Origin of the sequence: Paracoccus alkanivorans, assembly GCF_003697785.1 — a bacterium.
Lineage (GTDB): Bacteria > Pseudomonadota > Alphaproteobacteria > Rhodobacterales > Rhodobacteraceae > Paracoccus > Paracoccus alkanivorans.
This window is the reverse complement of sequence record NZ_QOKZ01000004.1, coordinates 251,585-270,889: the sequence shown is the minus strand read 5'-3', so window position 1 is coordinate 270,889 and position 19,305 is coordinate 251,585. Positions and strand designations below refer to the sequence as shown.

Here is a 19,305-nt window from a genome sequence, read left to right as displayed (position 1 = left end):
GACATGAAGGCGATTGCCATCCGCTCGCCCTCTCCCTTGCCGGGTTTCGGGCTGAGCTTCGGGATCATGTTGACGCTGCTGTCGATTATCGTCCTGCTCCCCCTGGCGGCCCTGCTGGGCCGCGGGCTGACGATTGGCCCAGTGGAGCTGTGGGGCATGATCAATTCGCGACGGGTCTGGACGGCGCTTGCGTTGTCTTTCCGTTCAGCACTGATCGCATCGCTGTTCAATCTTGTGCTTGGGCTGCTTCTGGCATGGGTGCTGGTGCGTTACCGGTTCTGGGGCAGAAAGCTCATGGATGCGGCCATTGACCTGCCTTTCGCCTTGCCGACTGCGGTAGCAGGGATCGCGCTGACCACGCTATATGCGCCGAACGGGCCTTTCGGTCAGGCATTCGGCGCCCTGGGTGTGAAGATTGCCTATAGCGAACTCGGTATCTGGCTGGCGCTGATATTCATCGGGCTACCTTTCGTCACGCGCACGGTCCAGCCGGTGATCGAAGAGATCGATCGCGAATGCGAGGAAGTCAGCGCAACCCTGGGCGGAAGCCGTGCTTATACCCTGCGCAGGGTCGTGCTGCCGATGCTGACACCCGCACTTCTGACCGGCTTTGCCCTGGCTTTGGCGCGATCGGTCGGGGAATACGGCTCGGTCATCTTTATCGCCGGCAACCTGCCCTACCAGACCGAGATCGCTCCACTGCTGATCGTGATCCGGCTGGAAGAGTACAATTATGACGCGGCGACCGCCATCGGCATCGCCATGCTGGCGATCTCTTTCGCCATGCTGCTGATCATCAACGCCATCCAGGTCTGGAGCAGGAGGAGAATCGGTAATGGCTGATATCCCGGTTCAGGCATTCACTCCGGTCACGACCGAACACCGCCATTTTCGCGCGGTCCTGATCGGCATCTCGGTATTCTTCATGGTCATCCTGCTTTTTGCGCCGCTTGCCACGATCTTCGCCACGGCGTTGAGCGATGGCTGGAAAGCCGCGGCCGAGGGCATCTCCTCGCCCGATGCGCTAAGCGCTATCCGGCTGACCCTGACCGTTGCCGCGATTGCCGTGCCGCTCAACATCATCTTCGGCATTGCGGCCGCATGGGCGATCGCCAAGTTCGACTTTCGCGGCAAGGCTTTCCTGATCACGCTGATCGATCTGCCTTTTTCCGTCTCGCCGGTCGTCGCAGGTCTTGCGCTGGTGCTGCTGTTTGGCAGTCACGGCGCATTCGGCACATGGCTGATTGCGCATGACCTGAAGATCGTCTTTGCCTTCCCCGGCATCCTGCTGGCCACATTGTTCATAACCTTTCCGTTTGTGGCGCGGGAACTGATCCCCGTGATGATCGAGCAGGGCCGGGCGGAAGAGGAGGCCGCCCTGACACTGGGCGCCTCGGGCTGGCGGGTTTTCCGCAGCGTGACGCTGCCCAATATCCGCTGGGCATTGCTTTACGGCGTATTGCTGGCGAATGCCCGTGCCATGGGCGAGTTCGGCGCGGTCGCGGTCATATCGGGCAAGATCAGGGGCGAGACGACCACGATGCCGATCATGATCGAGATGCTTTACAACGAGTATCTCTCGGTCGCGGCCTTTTCGCTGGCCTCCCTGCTCGCGGCGCTGGCGCTTGTCACCCTTGCCCTGAAATCCCTGCTCGAATGGCGCTTTGCCGGCCAGCTGGCCGCCACGCGCCGCCATTGAAGGAAGGTCACATGTATATCGATATCGACGAACTGGCCAAGGAATTCGGAACATCGCGGGCGCTTCATCCTGTCTCGCTCTCCATCCCGGCGGGCGCATTGGTTGCACTTCTCGGGCCCTCGGGCTCTGGCAAGACGACGTTGCTGCGCATTCTCGGAGGGCTGGAATTCCCGACCTCGGGTCGCGTGCTTTTCGACGGGAAGGACGCGACTGGCATGAGCGTGCAGGAACGCCGGGCCGGTTTCGTGTTCCAGCATTACGCGCTGTTCCGGCACATGACGGTATTCGAGAATATCGCCTTTGGGCTCCGCGCCCGAAAACGACGCGAACGCCCCGGCGAGGCTGAGATCGGACGACGGGTCAATCGGCTGCTGGACCTGATCCGGCTGCCCAATATCGGCGGCCGCTATCCAAGCCAGCTTTCCGGGGGGCAGAGGCAGCGTGTAGCGCTTGCCCGAGCCCTGGCCATCGAGCCGCGCATGTTGCTGCTCGACGAACCTTTCGGCGCGCTCGATGCTAAGGTGCGCAAGGAGTTGCGGCAGGGCTTGCGCGAAATTCACGATACCACCGGCCTGACCACCATATTCGTCACCCACGACCAGGAAGAGGCGATGGAACTGGCCGATCTCGTCGTGGTCATGTCGATGGGCCGTATCGAGCAGATCGGCAAGCCGGCCGATATCAGGTCGCGCCCGTCCAGTGATTTCGTTCGGGCTTTCACTGCAGCTTAGGAATGTTCCGATGCGATGCGACATGGTCTACCATCGGACGTCATGCGTTGGCTTCGCGCGCGAGCCGAGCGGGAACTCTTCGCCCGGCTTCTATCATATTTGTCGCAGTTGACGTTGGGTTACATGGATGAGCAAACCCGCACTTGACAGAATTGACAGGAAGATACTGAGCCAACTGATGCGTGACACGACGCTGCCAGTGGCACAGCTTGCCGAGCGTGTTGGCCTGTCACAGACCCCCTGCTGGAAACGGATCCAGAAGCTGGAAGCGGCCGGGATCATCACAGGACGCGTCGCACAGGTCGACCCGGCGATGATCGGCCTTGGCCTGACTGTCTTCGTGGAGATCGAGGCTCCGGATCATACTCCGGAATGGCGCGCGGAATTTCGCAAGATGATCCCCCGTTTTCCATCGATCGTTGAGGTGCATCGTCTGGCGGGTGACGTCGACTATCTGCTCAAGGTGGTGGTTTCGGGCATGGACGCATTTGACGAATTCTACCTGCAATTAACCCGCGCTCTTTCCTGCCGGAATGTCACCTCGAAGTTTTCCATGGAACCGATCATGGTAACCACCGCGTGGCCCCTTGACGTGGAAACACCCTGAACGTTGGGCGCCGAGCCCTCCGAGATTTGGTTGATACCCTGTGGAAGCAATCTGCCGGAGACTCGTTTTGTCTCATGCCTGCAATGATTGGAATTCAAATGGGCGATTGCTTGATGGCTCATATCCAGAGCAGTCTGCAGTTAACCGGGTTCAGCCGCGAGCTGCATCCCGCGATGGGCCGGAGGCGCTGCCCCGTCGCCGGCTGGTTTTCGAACCAGTGGTGCGACCGGCCGGCGACCCCCGGGGATATTTGCATCAAGAAGTGGGCCGACCCGGATCCGAATAAGCGCAAACTGCGTTAGGATGCGCTCCAGAAATCTATATCCGAGGCCGCGAACAAATCGGTCGCAGCCTGGGCCAGATCACTCCAATCCTGAGCTTTTTCCAGGGAGATGCTGAATATCTCTTCCGGAAGGTAAAGCCCAAAATTATTCGATTCCACGTCATCGTCGAAGGAGATTGGCTTGTTGTAAGGCTTCTTGTTTCCGTTTGTGCGGCGCCGGCGAATTTCTAAAAACAGGGAGATATAAAATTCCGGGGATGGGGCATTATCGGATTCTCGAATATCGCGATAAAAATCCCAGCCAATGCTCTGGCCATGGCGAAGATCATCTCCCGTGCAGAAAATGAGATAGGCGATATCGTTGGCGAACTGGTTCTTCCATTCCGATTCAACAGCATTTCTCCGTACGCCATTATTCTGCTGAAGGCGATGGAGCATGATTGAATAGGCAAGCAAATGGGCGTCCAGAAATGTAATGTCGGATTCTTCCGTGAGATTCGCCCGTTTGATTGCCTTGAATAATGAAACGGTCTCAACCATGGCTACATTTCTGCCGTAATCGACCATGCGTTTTCGAAGGTGGGAGGGGGATTGGTTCTTATTTGATTTCGCAAACAGATCGGTGCGAATGTTGACTCCCTGATCTCTTATTAACGGCTCTACCTTGAAAGCAACATATGGTTCAAAAATGCTGGCGTCTGCCCATTTGCTTTCCATCAATGCCATTTCGATCCTGCCATATGCCGAACAAGGGGCTCCGCGTCATATCAGATTGAATGCTACATGGCGCCGATTGGCATGACAAGCAAAGGAGCATCCGGCCGGGGGTGTTCTTTCACCGAGTCGGCTTTGCCGCCTCGTTTATAAAATTCTTCATTGTCGGGTCCGATCACTGCCCGGGCGGAATCCAGCGATCGGACGCCGCGTCTCGCCTATTGATACCTATGACGAAATTACCGGGCGTTTCAGCATCGATATGCGGAGGGGTGATCAACAGACAAGAGGTCATCCCTGCCGTCGCGCATAGCCGATCTGGCCCAATGCCGCAGCGATTTCGTCAAGAATGGCCGGGTCGTCGATCGTGGCGGGAGCATCGACATCTTCTCCGTTCGCTATCCTGACCATCATTCCCCGCAAGATCTTGCCCGAACGGGTCTTGGGCAGCCGGTCCACCACGCAGGCGTTCCGGAACGCGGCCACCGGGCCGATCCTGTCCCGAACCAGTGCCACGATTTCGCGGATGACCTGCTCATTGCTGGTCTGGACACCTCGCTTGAGGCACAAAAGGCCCAGCGGCACCTCGCCTTTCAGCCTGTCCGCGGCCCCGATCACAGCACATTCCGCAACCGCCGGGTGCGAGGCCAGGACTTCCTCTATCGCGCCGGTGGACAGGCGATGGCCCGCGACGTTGATCACGTCATCGGTACGCGCCATGATGTAGAGGTAACCGTCCTCGTCGACATAGCCCGCATCGCCCGTTTCGTAATAGCCGGGAAAACGGTCCAGATAGGCCTTGCGGAACCGCTCCTCGGCATTCCACAGCATGGGCAGGGTGCCCGGCGGCAGCGGCAGCTTGACCGCGATTGCGCCAAGCGTTCCCATCGGGACCGTTGCCCCCGCATCATCCAGTATCTGCACGTCATAGCCGGGCATGGCGACCGAGGGGCTCCCTTTCTTGACGGGCATATGCTCGATTCCGAAGGGATTGGCTGCGATGGCCCATCCGGTCTCGGTTTGCCACCAATGGTCCAGCACCGGCAGATGCAGGCGATCCTCCAGCCATTGGATCGTGTCGGGGTCGGCACGTTCACCTGCAAGGAAAACCGCCTGCAGGCCGGACAGGTCGTAATTTCCGATCAATTCACCGGCAGGATCCTCGCGCTTGACGGCGCGGATGGCCGTGGGAGCGGTGAAGAAGCTCTTGACCTTGTGGTCGCTTATCACCCGCCAGATGGTTCCAGCGTCGGGCGTGCCTACGGGCTTGCCCTCAAAGACGATGGTGGTCGCGCCCGCGATCAGGGGTGCATAGCAGATATAGCTGTGTCCGACGACCCAACCGACATCCGAAGCGGCCCAGAACACGTCGCCCGCATCGATGCCGTAGATATTCCTCATTGACCAGTTCAGTGCCACGAGATGCCCGGCGGTATGGCGCACGACACCCTTGGGTTGGCCGGTCGTGCCCGAGGTATAAAGGATATAGGCCGGGTGGTTGCCCTCGACGGCAACGCAATCGGCAGGTGCGGCCCCCTGCTGGAACTCGTGCCACTCGTGATCGCGGCCCGGGATGAGTTCGGCGATGTCCTGCTCCCGCTGCAGTATCACGCAGAATTCGGGCTTGTGGCTGGCGGTTTCGATAGCCGCATCCAGCAGGGGCTTGTATCGGACGACGCGGCCGGGTTCCAGCCCGCAGGAGGCGGCGATGATGGCGCGGGGCTTGGCGTCATCGATCCGGATGGCCAGCTCACGCGCTGCAAAACCACCGAAGACAACCGAGTGAATCGCGCCGATCCGGGTGCAGGCCAGCATCGCCTCCAGCGCCTCGGGAACCATCGGCATATAGATGATGACACGGTCCCCCTTGCCGACGCCCCCGGCCCGCAGCGCGCCGGCCAGCCGCGCCACCCGGTCTCGCAGTTCCGCGAAGCTCAGGCACCGGCTCGTTCCCGTAATGGGGCTGTCGTGGATGATGGCGGGTTGATCGCCCCGCCCGGCTTCGACATGACGGTCGACCGCGTTCCAGCAGGTATTGACCAGCGCATCGGAAAACCATTCGCCCACCGGTCCCTGATCGAACCAGGCACGGCTGGGCGCACGCTCCCAATCGATTTGCCGCGCCGCTTCCATCCAGAACCCTTCCGGGTCCGATTTCCAAGCGTCGTAAACGTCACGATAAGCCATGTCTCGCCCCTCCCTGCGTCAGGGAAGTGTTACGCGATCAGGTCGGCCCGCCGCAACTCCGCTTCTTCTTTACCCGGATGACACGGGGCAGCGACGGGCGACCCTGACTTTACAGGAGGTAATATCGGCTCCTAACTGTAGTGAGCAACCGGTGTTCCCGCGAGCACGCTCATGTTCAGCAGCCCGCGCGGGGTGATCGAGGGAGTAACGATATGGGCGCGGTTGCCCATCCCCATCAGGATCGGCCCGACCTCCAGCCCGTTGGCACACATTTTCAGCGCGTTACGCACGCCGGATGCCGCATCGGTGCCGGGGAAGATCACCGTATTCGCCGCACCTTCCAGGCGCGATCCGGGGAAGATGCGCTCGCGCAAAGCAGGATCGAGCGCTGCGTCGACATGCATCTCGCCATCATACATGAAATCGGGCTTCCGGGCGTCCAGCAATTCCATCGCCGCCCGCATCTTGCGCCCGGTATAGCTGTCGAGATTGCCGAATTGCGAGTGGCTGCACAGCGCGATGCGCGGCGTTACGCCAAAGCGGCGGACATGGCGGGCGGCGCCGATGACCGTCTCGGCCACCTGCTGCGGAGTCGGATCGTTATGACATTGCGTGTCGGCGATGAAGAGCGGCCCGTCCTCCAGAATGATCATCGACAGGGCTCCGACCGGCTGCAACCCATCGCGGGCCAGCACCTGGCGGATATATTGCAGATGCCACGAATACTGACCGAAGGTCCCGCAGATCATGCTGTCGGCCTCTTCGCGATGCACCATGACCGCGCCGATGGCGGTGGTATTGGTGCGCATGATGGCCCGGGCGATGTCGGGGCTGACCCCGCGCCGCGCCATCAAATGGTGATATGTCTCCCAGTAATCGCGATAGCGCGGATCGTTTTCGGGGTTCACGATCTCGAAATCCCGCTCGGGCCGGATCGGCAGGCCGGCGCGTTCGGCGCGCATCGAGATCACCTCGGGGCGGCCGATCAGGATCGGCACATCGGTGGTTTCTTCCAGCATCGCGTTGGCGGCGCGCAGCACGCGTTCGTCCTCGCCCTCGGCAAAGACGATGCGGCGGGTGGCTGTGGCGGCGGCCTCGAAGACCGGGCGCATGATCAGCGCCGAACGGAAGACCGAGCTGTCCAGCTTGCGCTTGTAGGTGTCGAGATCCTCGATCGGACGGGTCGCCACGCCGGATTCCATCGCGGCGCGGGCGACGGCGGAGGACACGACGCCGATCAGGCGCGGGTCGAAGGGCTTGGGGATCAGGTAATCCGGGCCGAAGGTCAGCGTCTCGCCGCGATAGGCGGCAGCGGCTTCGGCAGCCGTGGTTGCGCGGGCCAATGCCGCGATACCTTCGACGCAGGCTATCTCCATCTCGTCATTGATGGTGGTTGCCCCAACATCCAGCGCGCCCCGGAAGATGAATGGAAAGCACAGCACATTGTTGACCTGGTTGGGAAAATCGCTTCGCCCGGTGGCGATGATCGCATCGGGCGCAACGGCGCGGGCATCCTCGGGCAGGATCTCGGGCGTGGGATTGGCCAGCGCGAAGATGATCGGCTGCTTGCCCATCTTCTGCACCATTTCGGGTGTCAGAACGCCCGGCCCCGACAGGCCAAGGAACAGATCCGTTCCCTCTATCACCTCGTCGAGCGTCCGCAGATCGCTGGCCTGTGCATAAGCGGCCTTTTGCGGATTCATGTCCTCGACCCGGCCTTCATAAACCAACCCGTTGATATCGCAGAGCCAGACATTCTCGCGCTTGACGCCCAGTTTCAGCAGCATGTCGAGGCAGGCTATTCCGGCGGCACCTCCTCCGGTCGAAACCACCTTGATATCCGTGAATGTCTTGCCCGCCACGCGCAGCGCATTGGTGGCGGCGGCGCCCACGACGATGGCGGTGCCGTGCTGGTCGTCGTGGAAAACCGGGATATTCATCCGCTCGCGGCACAGCTTTTCGACGATGAAGCAATCGGGGGCCTTGATGTCTTCAAGGTTGATCGCACCGAAGGTCGGCTCCAGCGAACAGACGATCTCGGCCAGTTTCTCGGGATCGGATTCGTTCACTTCGATATCGAAGCAATCGATATTGGCGAATTTCTTGAACAGGACTGCCTTGCCCTCCATGACCGGCTTGGAGGCCGCCGCGCCGATATTGCCCAATCCCAGCACCGCGGTTCCATTCGACACCACAGCCACGAGATTGCCACGCGAGGTATAGCGGCTGGCATTGGCCGGATCGGCCTTGATCTCCAGGCAGGCCTCGGCGACGCCGGGGGAGTAGGCGCGGGACAGGTCGCGGCCATTGGCCAGCGGCTTGGTCGCCCGGATCTCCAGCTTACCCGGGCGTGGGAATTCGTGATAATCCAGTGCCGATTGCCGGGCGCTGTCCTGCCTGCGGTCGTTCATTTTTGCCCCCTCCGATTTCAGGTTAGTTCACCGTTAAACCATTTCCGCGGCGGGGAACAGGAGGGTTCGGCTTGCGTTGACGCCGGATGACGCGCAAAACTTGAAACGCAACCATAAACGGGGAGAGCGATGTCACTACTGGATGCCGCACGGGAGGTGCGTGATTCGGCCTACGCCCCCTATTCGCATTTCAAGGTCGGGGCGGCGATCCGCGGCGCTTCGGGGGCCGTTTATCGCGGCTGCAATGTCGAGAATGTCGCCTATCCCGAGGGCACCTGCGCCGAGGCCGGGGCCATCGCCGCGATGGTCGCGGCCGGAGAGACCGAACTGGTCGAGGTTGCCGTCATTGCCGACAGTCCCGGCCCTGTGCCGCCTTGCGGCGGTTGCCGCCAGAAGCTGGCCGAATTCGGGCGGGCGGACACGCCCGTGCTGCTGGCCACGACCGGCGGTGCGACATTGGCCACGACAATTGGGGAGCTTCTGCCGGGTCGCTTCGATTCGGGCCATATGAGCAAGACATCATGACCGATCCGTGCAGCGTCATCGCGGCGGTGAGGGACGGTCGCGGGCTGGATGGCTCCGGTGCGGCGCTTATGGCACAGGGGCTGGCCAATGGCTCTGTCTCGGATGCGCAGGCCGGGGCATTCGCGATGGCCGTTCTGACCCGTGGATTGGGAGAGAAGGGCAGGGTGGCGCTGACAAGGGCGATGCGCGATTCCGGGCATGTGATGCGGTGGGAACTGCCGGGACCGGTGGTGGACAAGCATTCGACCGGTGGGATTGGCGACACGGTCAGCCTGGTCCTTGCGCCCTTGCTGGCAGCGTGCGGAGTATTCGTGCCGATGATCTCGGGGCGCGGACTGGGCCATACCGGCGGCACGCTGGACAAGCTGGAGGCGATCCCCGGCTTTATTTGCGATCAATCCGAGGAACAGTTTCGCCGGATCGTGAATAATACCGGCTGCGCGATCGTTGCTGCGACGGCCGATTTCGCCCCTGCCGACCGGCGCCTTTACGCGATCCGCGACGAATCGGCGACCGTCGAGTCGATCGATCTGATCACCGCCTCGATCCTGTCGAAAAAGCTGGCGGCGGGGCTGGATGCGCTGGTGCTGGATGTCAAGGCGGGGTCGGGCGCGTTCATGCGGGAACCGGAAGCATCGGAGCGTCTGGCAAAGGTGTTGGTGCAGACGGCGAACGGAGCTGGATGCCGGACATCCGCGCTGATCACTGACATGGATCAGCCACTTGCCCGCAGCGCCGGGAATGCGTTGGAAGTAGCCGAAGCGATCCGGGTGCTGCGCGGTGAAAAGGGAGCCTTGCGGGATCTGGTGCTGGCGTTGTCGGCGGAATGCCTGCGACTGGTTGGGCAGGACTCCGAGGGGCTGGAACAGGCGCTGGACAACGGGGCCGCTGCAGAGGTCTTTGGCCGCATGGTCGCGGCGCAGGGCGGACCGGACGATCTGATCGACCGGCCCGAAGCCTATTTGACCGCTGCTCCGGTCATCCTGCCGGTGCCTGTGTCCGACGGTGCCGTGGCGGGAATCGACGTGACCGCCCTGGGCCATGCCGTCGTCGCCCTGGGCGGCGGGCGCGTCCGGGCCGGGGAAAGAATCGACCATCGCGTGGGCCTGTCCGCTCTGGCCAGGCTGGGCGAGCCGGTCGGTCCCGATGCGCCGCTGGCCATCGTCCATGCGCCGGATGAGACCGCCGCCGAGATTGCCATCGCCGCGGTGCAGGCGGCTTACCGGATCGGTGAGCGCGTCACGTCCGGCCCGCTGGTTCGCGACAGGATTTGTGCAGATGACTGAGAATCGTGCATTCCTGATCGTCATGGACAGCGTCGGCATCGGCGGCGCACCGGACGCCGACCGCTTCTTCAACGATGGCAGGCCCGATACCGGCGCCAATACCGTCGGCCATATTGCGCAGGCGCAACCGCTGCATATGCCCCATCTCGACCGCTTGGGGCTGGGTGCCGCCATCCGCCTTGCCAGCGGGCAGGAGGCGCCCGGACTGAATGCCGAGCCGCAAGGACTCTGGGGCGCGGCGACCGAGATCTCTGCGGGCAAGGATACTCCCTCCGGCCATTGGGAGATGGCGGGTGTTCCGGTGCCCTGGGAATGGCATTATTTCCCCAAGACGATCCCGGCATTCCCGCCCGAGGTCACTGCGCGGATATGCGAATTGGCGGGAACCGGGGGGATTTTGGCGAATTGCCACGCTTCGGGCACCCAGGTCATCGAGGATTTCGGGGACCGGCATATCCGCAGCGGCTGGCCGATCTGCTATACCTCGGTCGACAGCGTCTTGCAGATCGCCGCGCATGAAGAGCATTTCGGCCTCGACCGGCTGCTGGCGCTATGCGAAGGGCTTGCGCCGATGTTGCACGAGATGCGGGTGGGCCGGGTCATCGCGCGGCCCTTTGTCGGAGAGGTCTCGGAGCGGTTCAAACGCACCCCCAACCGCCGCGATTTCGCCATCGCGCCACCCGCCGACACGATCCTTGACATCGCGGCGAAGGCAGGGCGGATCACCCGTGCCATCGGCAAGATCGGCGATATCTTCAGCCATCGCGGCATCACCCATCTGCACAAGGGTAAATCCGACGCCGATCTGGCCGGGCATCTCCTTCGCCTCGGGCAAGAGGCCGAGCCGGGAAGCCTGACCTTCGCCAATTTCGTCGAGTTCGACACGAATTACGGACATCGGCGGGATATTCCCGGCTATGCCGCACAGCTTGAATGGTTCGACGGCATCGCGGGCCGGTTGATCGAGACGCTCCGCCCCGGCGACCTTGCTATTTTTACCGCCGACCACGGCAATGATCCAAGCTGGTTCGGCACCGACCACACCCGAGAGAGGGTTCCGGTGCTGGGCTTTGGTTTGGGCAAACGCGAAATCGGGCAGATCGGGTTCAGCGATATCGGTGCCTCGGTCATGGCGCATCTTGGCCTGCCCGCCCCGCAACATGGAAAATCCTTCCTGTGAAAAAGATCGAACTTCACCTGCATCTCGAAGGAGCCGCGCCGCCCTCGTTCATTCGTGCGCTGGCGGCCGAGAAACATGTCGATCTGTCGGGGATCTTCGACGCGCGGGGCCATTACGCCTATCGCGGTTTCGATGCGTTCCTGCGTGTCTACGAGGCCGCGACCAGCGTGCTGCAAACACCGCAGGATTTCGCCCGCCTGCTGGAGGAGATGCTGGAACGCTCGGCCGAGCAGGGGGTGATCTATACCGAGATCTTCGTTTCTCCCGAATTCTGCGGCGGCGCAGACCTGGCAGCCTGGCGCGATTATCTGGCGGCGATGACAGAGATTGCCGAGTGGATGCGCGGGCAGGGCATCGACAGCCGAGGTATCGTCACCGCCATCCGTCATTTCGGTCCGGAACGGGCGAAGAAATCCGCGCTTTGCGCAGCCGAAACGGCGGGCGGCTGGATCGCCGGTTTCGGCATGGGCGGGGCCGAGGCGGTGGGTGCCGCGACGGATTACGCGTGGAGCTTCGATTGCGCGCGCGAGGCCGGGCTGGGGCTGACCTGCCACGCCGGTGAATGGGGTGGTCCGGAAAGCATACGGCAGGCGCTCGCGCTTGGCGTCAGCCGGATCGGTCACGGTGTCCGCGCTATCGAGGACCCGGCGTTGGTTCGCGATCTGGCCGCGCGCGGCACCGTGCTCGAAATCTGCCCCGGCTCGAATATCGCGTTGGGGATTTATCCCGATTGGCCCGGGCATCCGATCGCAAAATTGATGGATGCCGGAGTCCGGGTTACCATCTCGACCGACGATCCGCCATTCTTCCACACCAGCATGCGGCACGAATATAATCGCCTTGCCGATGCTTTCGGATGGGGCGAAGAGGAATTCGCACAGATCAACCGATGGGCCATCGACGCCGCCTTTTGCGACGAGACAACGCGCGAAGGGCTGAGAAAGGAGTTCCCGTGACCAAGCAGCACCTGACCATCATCGACCACCCGCTGGTCCAGCACAAGCTGACGATCATGCGCAAGAAGGATGTCTCGACCGCCGGTTTCCGCCGATTGCTGCGCGAGATCAGCTTGCTTCTGGCCTATGAGGTCACGCGCGAGCTGGAACTGACTACCACCACGATCGAAACCCCGATCTGCCAGATGCAGGCCCCCACGCTGGAGGGCAAGAAGTTGGCGCTGATCTCGATCCTGCGGGCGGGGAACGGGCTGCTGGACGGGATCCTCGAAATGATCCCCTCGGCACGGGTCGGTTTCGTGGGACTTTACCGCGACCCGGAAACGCTGCGCCCGGTCGAGTATTACTGCAAGGTGCCCAATGCGCTGGATGCAAGGATGACCATCGTGGTCGATCCGATGCTGGCGACCGGAAATTCCTCGGTGGCGGCCATCGACAAGCTCAAGGAGCATGGCGCCAGGAACCTGCGCTTCCTGTGCCTTCTGGCCGCGCCCGAAGGGGTCGAGCGGATGCGGGAGGCTCATCCGGATGTGCCGGTCTTTACCGCCGCGCTGGACGAGCGGCTGGACGATCATGGCTATATCGTGCCGGGCCTCGGTGATGCGGGCGACCGGATGTTTGGCACCAAATAGGGGCGTATTAATTACCGCTTCAGGGATTTGGCCTATTCGTGGATCAACGGTGTTGAAACACGCAGGTGCTCGATGCAGAAAATCTGGAGCTTGCTTTGCCTGGTGATGTTGACCGGGGCGGTCCAGGCGGCGCCCTCGCCTTTGCCTCCCGATGATTTCGCGGGCGATCAGTATATCGACGAAGGTGGCTGCGTATTCAATCGCGATGGCGATAACTGGAAACCGCGCCTGGACAAGCGCGGCCGGATGGTTTGCGGTTTCCCGCCAAGCCTTTCCGCGCGCCGAACCGATCCCGATACCGTGTCGGTCCTGCCTCCCCTGAATCCGCCTGAAGCCCCTGACCCCGAAAAGATATTGCTCGAAGAACTTGCGGCAGGCTTGCGGCAGGGAGAGTTCCTGGCCGATCCGCGAATGGCAGAGAAACGCGAAGAACCGGTAACACCCCGAAGCGATGGCGGACTCGGTGCCGAGATCGCGGCGCTGGCGCAGCAGAAGCAGACGGTTCAGGCTATCATGATGGGCGCGCCCTCGAACTCCGCGCTTTGTGCGTTACTTGGTTATCAGCCCGCAGCTGATTCCGGCCCCATCCTGGGAAGGGACGTGACACAGGGGATGTGTCCCGGCATGCGTGCCAATCTGCCCGGCAAGCGCATCATCGTGGGCCGGCGGGCCGAGGATGACAAGATAGCAAGGCAAGGGGAGCAGAGCAGAGATCCGCATGGCCGGGAAACGGACCGGACCGCCTCCGCGAATGCGGGAGCAACCGTTGATGCCGCGGCGCGTCCGAAAATGCGGACGGACAAGACCGCATCGCAAGCTGACCAGCCTGCCAGATCGGGGGGACACATGCCCACCGGGATCAAGCACGCCAAGGACCATCCGGGGCCAGAGCCCGAGCTGATCCCGGCCACGGCGCGCTATGTGCAGGTCGGGCGCTTCCCTGATGATGCAAGCGCAGACGGAACGATCCGCAAATTGGCGCAGATGGGCTATCCGGTTGCGCGGGGATATGATGGCGAGGACGAGCCGAGGCGGCGGGTGATCTTGGCCGGCCCTTTCAGTGATCGCCGGTCTCTGGTGGCAGCGTTGAACATGCTGCGTGACAATGGCTATGCCAGGGCCGTTGCGCGCTGAACACTTGTGATGATCAGCGATCACCGTTTGCGTCGAAACAGGAGCGGATATGGCGCCAAACAGGTTTCCGGGACAACCAACATGTTCTGGGAGCCGGCCTAAGGATATTCATGTAACTCCACCGCATGCAGTGGCGCTCTTAGGTTGCGTCCGGGTCAAGGGCAGCATAGGCATGAATGGAACCGGATTGCTGCGGCTGGACGAGGGCTGGCATGAAAATCATCATCTGCGGCGCAGGTCAGGTCGGCTGGCAGATCGCCCGCCACCTTTCCGGCGAGCGTAACGATGTCACCGTCATCGACAACAATGCGGAACTGATCCGCAAGGCGACGGATGCGTTGGACGTTCAGGGCGTTACCGGCTTTGCCAGCCATCCGGACGTGCTGGATCGGGCCGGAGCGCGGGATGCCGACCTGATCATCGCGGCGACCTATTCCGACGAGGTGAACATGGTCACCTGCCAGGTCGCGCATTCGGTCTTTCAGGTGCCGCGCAAGATCGCCCGGCTGCGCTCCAGCGCCTATCTGGATGCGATCTATTCCGATCTCTACCGCACAGATCATTTGCCCATCGATGTGGTCATCAGCCCCGAACGCGAGGTCGCCAAGGCAGCCTTGCAGCGCCTTGATGCACCCTCGACCTTCGATGTCGAAACCTTCCTGGGCGGAAAGTTGCAGCTTCTGGGGATCGTTCTGGAAGAAGACTGTCCGGCGCTGAATACCCCGCTGCGCCAGCTGAACGAAATCTTTTCCAGCCTGCGCGCCATCGTGGCTGGGGTGCGGCGCGACCGGCGGCTGTTCGCTCCTGCGGCCGGAGACCAGCTTTTCGCCGGCGACCAGATCTATGTTTTCTCTCATATCGACGATGTGGCGCGCACCCTGGAAATCTTCGGGAAACCTGCGCGAAAACAAGAGCGGGTGGCGATCATCGGTGCCGGTAATGTCGGGCTGTCGGTGGCCCGCGCGCTGGAGGCCCGGCCGGACCGTATCCGTGCCAAGGTGATCGAGCGCGACCGGGCACGTGCGGAATATGCCGCCGACCGGCTGGAGCGCACGATCGTCCTGCATGGCGATGGCCTTTCCGCCGAACTGCTCGAAGAGGCATCGGTGCCGATCACCGATGCGGTTCTGGCAGTGACGGATGACGACAAGACCAATATCCTCGCCTCGGTCCGTGCCAAGCAGGCGGGCACCAAGATGGCGATCGCGCTGATCAACGACCCCACGCTGGTGCCGCTGATGGGCGCATTGGATATTGACGCTTATATCAACCCCCGCGCCACTACCGTTTCGACGATCCTGCGCCATATCCGCCATGGCCGGGTTCGCGACATATACTCCATCGGCGATGCCGAGGCCGAGGTGATGGAGGCGCAGGTGCTGTCCACCTCGCCCATGTCGGGCCGCGAGATTCGGGATATCGAATTTCCCGAAGGCGTTCTGATCGGCGCGGTGCAAAAGGGCGACAGGATCATCAAACCCTCGTCGGATACGCGGATCGAAGAGGGTGATATCGTGCTCATCTTTGCCCTGACCCATGACGTGCCCGAGGTCGAGCGCCTGTTGCAGGTCTCGATCGATTTCTTCTGAGGGCGCGGCTGTGGCAGTCCTCATGCGCCTGCACATTCTGATCCTGTTGACGCTGATCGCGGCACTGGCGATGCTGATCCCAGCGATTTACGCATCCTCCATCGACGAGGAGGCGATTGCGCGGAATTTCTTTTACTCCTCACTTCTGTGTATGACATTCGCTGGGATGATCGGGCTGGCGACTGCTGCCAATCCACGGGTCCGGTCGGCGCGCGGGATGTTGCTGACATGTGTCGCCGCAATGGGTTTTCTGCCCATGCTGCTTGCCCTGCCTTTCGCCGAAAGCTTGCCCGATACCGGTCTTTTCAACGCCTGGTGGGAAATGGTCTCGTCGCTGACGACCACCGGGGCGTCGCTCTATTCCGCTGATCTGTTGCCGGCGCCACTGCATCTGTGGCGCGCGCTGGTCGGCTGGATGGGAGGGCTGTTCATGCTTGTCGCGGCCATCGCCATTCTCGCGCCCTTGCGCGTGGGCGGGTTCGAGATCATGTCATCGCCTTACAGCCGCAACGAACAATTCGAGCGCCTGCCCAAAAGCGCCAACCCGCGGCAACCGGTATCGCACCTGTCCTCGCCCGCCTTTCAGACCGAGCTTGTCGATCCGGCCTATCGCCTGTTGCGGGCGGGCCGCGAAGTATTTCCGGTTTATGCCGGGCTGACCCTGGGGTTGTGGCTGCTTTTGTTGTTGCTGGGCGACGACTCGCTGGTGGCGCTGTGCCGGGCCCTGGGAACCCTGTCGACCAGCGGTATCACTCCGACGCTCGGACCGGCGGGCGAGCATTCAGGTGTGCTTGGCGAAATGGCCGTGTTCCTGTTCCTCATTCCGGCGCTGTCCCGCAGGTTCTGGCCCGGCGGCGGAGAATTGCGGGCGACCGAGCGTCTGACACGGGATCCGGAGCTAAGGCTTGCGGCTTCGGTCGTGCTGCTGGTGGCCACGGTGCTGTTCGCCCGCCATTTCTTCGCAGCCATCGATGTCAGCGCGGCAAATCCTGAAACGCCGTTGCTGCTTGCCGATATCCAGATGGGATTATCGGCTTTCTGGGGCGGCCTGTTCAGCGCGTTGAGCTATCTCACGACCACCGGCTGGAACTCGGTCGACTGGCAGGGCGCGCGCGCCTGGTCGGGATTGTCGAGCCCGGGTCTCATCTTTGCGGGGCTTGCCATTATGGGAGGCGGTGTGGCGACCACAGCCGGAGGGGTCAAGTTGCTGCGCATTTATGCTCTGGCGCGCCATGGCGAACGCGAGATGGAACGGATCATCCATCCCAGCTCCGTTGCCGGAGGGGGCAGGATGGCCCGCCGGTTGCGCCGCGAGGGTGCCTATCTGGCCTTCATCTTCTTCATGCTGTTCGCGGCGTCGATCGCGGTGACGGTCATCCTGGTGTCGATCCAGCAGATCGAGTTCGAGACCGCGACGATCCTGTCGATCGCTGCATTGACCAATACCGGCCCGCTGGCCTCCGCGATTCCGCTAACGCCTGCATTCGAAGGCACGGCAGGCGTCGCCTCGGCCCCGTGGGAAGGTTGGTCCGGGCTTTCGATCATGACGAAAATCGTTCTGGCGGGCGCGATGATTGTGGGTCGGCTGGAGACCCTGGCGATTCTCGCCTTGTTCACGCCGGATTTCTGGCGGCGCTGATATCCTTCGGCCCGCAGGAGTTGCTGTTCTGTCGCTAGTTTTCGGGCAACGATGCGCCGCGCTTGCAAGCCCGGCAGCACTCGCATAGATGTTATGTGACGCCCGACAGCAAGAAAACGGACAAGAAAACAAATGGCCAGCGATAAGCAAAACCTGCAGGACGCCTTTCTCAATCACGTCCGCAAGGCCAAGGTGCCGGTCACGGTATTCCTGATCAATGGCGTCAAGCTGCAAGGCGTAATCACCTGGTTCGATAATTTCTGCGTGCTTCTGCGTCGTGACGGACAGTCCCAGCTTGTCTACAAGCATGCGATCAGCACGATCATGCCGGGTCAGCCCATTTCGCTTTACGAAGGCGAGGATTGATTGGCGGAACCTACCTCGACCGAGGCCAGGCCGACCCGCGCCTATGTGATTCATCCGGATTTGGGTAACGCCCGCACACAGCGGCGCACACCCGAGCATGCGCTGGCCGAGGCCGTGGCCTTGGCGCATGCCTTGCCGGGAATCGAAATCGTCGGCGAAGAGGTCGCACGGCTGCGCGATCCCAATCCCGGCACGCTGTTCGGCAAGGGCAAGCTGGCCGAAATCGGCACCCGCCTGGAAACCGCCGAGGCGGAACTGGTGCTGGTCGATGGTCCGGTCAGCCCGGTGCAGCAGCGCAATCTGGAGCAGGCCTGGGATGCCAAGCTGCTGGATCGGACGGGACTGATCCTTGAAATCTTTGCCGACCGGGCGCGAACGCGCGAAGGCGTGTTGCAGGTCGAACTTGCCGCGCTGTCCTATCAGCGGACACGCCTGGTCCGGGCATGGACACACCTGGAACGGCAGCGTGGCGGTCTTGGATTCGTTGGCGGCCCCGGTGAAACGCAGATCGAGGCTGACCGTCGTGCCATCGACGAACAGATGACCCGGCTGCGGCGGCAGCTTGATCGTGTGGTCCGGACCCGGACGCTTCACCGTGCGGCGCGGGCAAAGGTACCTTACCCGATCGTTGCGCTGGTGGGCTATACGAATGCCGGGAAATCGACGCTGTTCAACCGTATGACGGGCGCCGAGGTGATGGCGAAGGACATGCTTTTCGCCACGCTGGATCCGACCATGCGGGCGATACGCCTGCCCGATGCGGGAGGCGGCAGTTCGGGGCGAAAGATCATCCTGTCGGACACGGTGGGTTTCATTTCGGATCTGCCGACTGAACTGGTGGCGGCTTTCCGTGCCACGCTGGAAGAGGTGCTGGAGGCCGATCTGATCCTGCATGTCCGCGATATCAGCCATCCCGAAACCGAGGAACAGGCGGCGGATGTCGCCGAGATTCTCGATAGTCTGGGTGTGGATGAGAATGTCGCCCTGATCGAGGTCTGGAACAAGATTGATGCATTGTCGGAAGATACCCGCGCCGCCCTGCGCCGCACTGATGCGCGGACCGAGGGGGTTCAGGCGGTCAGCGCGCTGAGCGGTGAGGGGCTGGGCGATCTGGTTTCAGCGATCGATACCCATCTCGCGCGGGTGCTGGACGAGGCGCGTAGCACCGATATCGTTATTTTGCCTTTCAGCGATGGCCGTCGCCGCGCATGGCTGCACGAGGCAGGTGTGGTGGAGCGTGAAGAGGCGACCGAAGATGGCCTGCGACTGCATCTGAGCTGGACCGAGCGCCAGAAGGCGGGCTTCGCGGCTCTGGACGAGGCAGCGAACGGGGGGCAGTGAGATCGCCTCATCGCGCTTCGCCCGA

General features: G+C 62.2%; 17 protein-coding genes. 14 read left to right on the top strand and 3 right to left on the bottom strand.

Features of this window, described 5'->3' with window-relative positions; translation table 11 throughout:
* Positions 1-3 precede the first annotated feature (3 nt).
* The 4 genes from cysT to C9E81_RS12485 all read left to right on the top strand — a co-directional run bounded on the left by cysT (position 4) and on the right by C9E81_RS12485 (position 3,037).
* Positions 4-843, top strand: coding sequence for a sulfate ABC transporter permease subunit CysT (gene cysT, locus C9E81_RS12500; protein ID WP_122112684.1), 840 nt, complete (start codon positions 4-6; stop codon positions 841-843).
* Complete coding sequence (cysW, locus tag C9E81_RS12495) at positions 836-1,699, top strand: sulfate ABC transporter permease subunit CysW (RefSeq protein ID WP_122112683.1); 864 nt, start codon at positions 836-838, stop codon at positions 1,697-1,699. Before cysT ends, cysW begins: the two co-directional genes overlap by 8 nt.
* Before the next feature lie 11 nt (positions 1,700-1,710).
* Entirely contained in the window at positions 1,711-2,430 is a 720-nt protein-coding gene (locus C9E81_RS12490) for a sulfate/molybdate ABC transporter ATP-binding protein (RefSeq protein ID WP_122112682.1), read from the top strand.
* A 127-nt stretch (positions 2,431-2,557) separates the two neighbouring features.
* Positions 2,558-3,037 carry an Lrp/AsnC family transcriptional regulator gene (locus C9E81_RS12485; RefSeq protein ID WP_122112681.1) on the top strand — a complete coding sequence of 160 codons (480 nt, stop codon included), beginning with the start codon at positions 2,558-2,560 and terminating at the stop codon, positions 3,035-3,037.
* A 298-nt stretch (positions 3,038-3,335) separates the two neighbouring features.
* Here C9E81_RS12485 and C9E81_RS12475 read toward each other — a convergent pair whose 3' ends face one another.
* The 3 genes from C9E81_RS12475 to C9E81_RS12465 form a co-directional block, all read right to left on the bottom strand.
* A complete protein-coding gene (locus tag C9E81_RS12475; protein ID WP_122112679.1) occupies positions 3,336-4,046 on the bottom strand; it encodes a hypothetical protein in 711 nt (236 codons plus the stop codon).
* A gap of 279 nt (positions 4,047-4,325) precedes the next feature.
* Entirely contained in the window at positions 4,326-6,221 is a 1,896-nt protein-coding gene (locus tag C9E81_RS12470; RefSeq protein WP_122112678.1) for a propionyl-CoA synthetase, read from the bottom strand.
* 131 nt (positions 6,222-6,352) lie between these two features.
* The gene (locus C9E81_RS12465) at positions 6,353-8,632 is read right to left on the bottom strand and encodes an NADP-dependent malic enzyme (RefSeq protein WP_122112677.1); all 2,280 of its coding nucleotides are present in this window, start codon (positions 8,630-8,632) and stop codon (positions 6,353-6,355) included.
* Between the two features lie 129 nt (positions 8,633-8,761).
* On the opposite strand from C9E81_RS12465, the gene C9E81_RS12460 reads away from it, so the two are divergent.
* From C9E81_RS12460 to hflX, 10 genes are all read left to right on the top strand, one after another.
* Positions 8,762-9,157, top strand: a complete 396-nt coding sequence (locus C9E81_RS12460; RefSeq protein ID WP_122112676.1) for a cytidine deaminase — start codon at positions 8,762-8,764, stop codon at positions 9,155-9,157.
* Positions 9,154-10,443: a thymidine phosphorylase gene (locus C9E81_RS12455; RefSeq protein WP_122112675.1), complete on the top strand. Its 1,290-nt coding sequence runs from the start codon at positions 9,154-9,156 to the stop codon at positions 10,441-10,443. Before C9E81_RS12460 ends, C9E81_RS12455 begins: the two co-directional genes overlap by 4 nt.
* Positions 10,436-11,623 carry a phosphopentomutase gene (locus tag C9E81_RS12450; protein WP_122112674.1) on the top strand — a complete coding sequence of 396 codons (1,188 nt, stop codon included), beginning with the start codon at positions 10,436-10,438 and terminating at the stop codon, positions 11,621-11,623. Before C9E81_RS12455 ends, C9E81_RS12450 begins: the two co-directional genes overlap by 8 nt.
* A complete protein-coding gene (locus C9E81_RS12445) occupies positions 11,611-12,579 on the top strand; it encodes an adenosine deaminase (protein ID WP_122112673.1) in 969 nt (322 codons plus the stop codon). Before C9E81_RS12450 ends, C9E81_RS12445 begins: the two co-directional genes overlap by 13 nt.
* The gene (gene upp, locus C9E81_RS12440) at positions 12,576-13,211 is read left to right on the top strand and encodes a uracil phosphoribosyltransferase (RefSeq protein WP_122112672.1); all 636 of its coding nucleotides are present in this window, start codon (positions 12,576-12,578) and stop codon (positions 13,209-13,211) included. Before C9E81_RS12445 ends, upp begins: the two co-directional genes overlap by 4 nt.
* 72 nt (positions 13,212-13,283) lie before the next feature.
* The gene (locus C9E81_RS12435) at positions 13,284-14,345 is read left to right on the top strand and encodes an SPOR domain-containing protein (RefSeq protein ID WP_122112671.1); all 1,062 of its coding nucleotides are present in this window, start codon (positions 13,284-13,286) and stop codon (positions 14,343-14,345) included.
* Positions 14,346-14,557: 212 nt separating this feature from the next.
* On the top strand, positions 14,558-15,934 hold the full coding sequence (gene trkA / locus C9E81_RS12430) for a Trk system potassium transporter TrkA (RefSeq protein WP_122112670.1): 1,377 nt from the start codon (positions 14,558-14,560) through the stop codon (positions 15,932-15,934).
* Positions 15,935-15,956: 22 nt separating this feature from the next.
* Complete coding sequence (locus C9E81_RS12425) at positions 15,957-17,573, top strand: TrkH family potassium uptake protein (protein ID WP_166461897.1); 1,617 nt, start codon at positions 15,957-15,959, stop codon at positions 17,571-17,573.
* A 132-nt stretch (positions 17,574-17,705) separates the two neighbouring features.
* Positions 17,706-17,939: an RNA chaperone Hfq gene (gene hfq / locus C9E81_RS12420; protein WP_076527397.1), complete on the top strand. Its 234-nt coding sequence runs from the start codon at positions 17,706-17,708 to the stop codon at positions 17,937-17,939.
* Positions 17,940-19,280 carry a GTPase HflX gene (hflX, locus tag C9E81_RS12415; protein ID WP_122112668.1) on the top strand — a complete coding sequence of 447 codons (1,341 nt, stop codon included), beginning with the start codon at positions 17,940-17,942 and terminating at the stop codon, positions 19,278-19,280. It begins immediately after the preceding gene.
* The last annotated feature ends 25 nt before the right edge of the window (positions 19,281-19,305 follow it).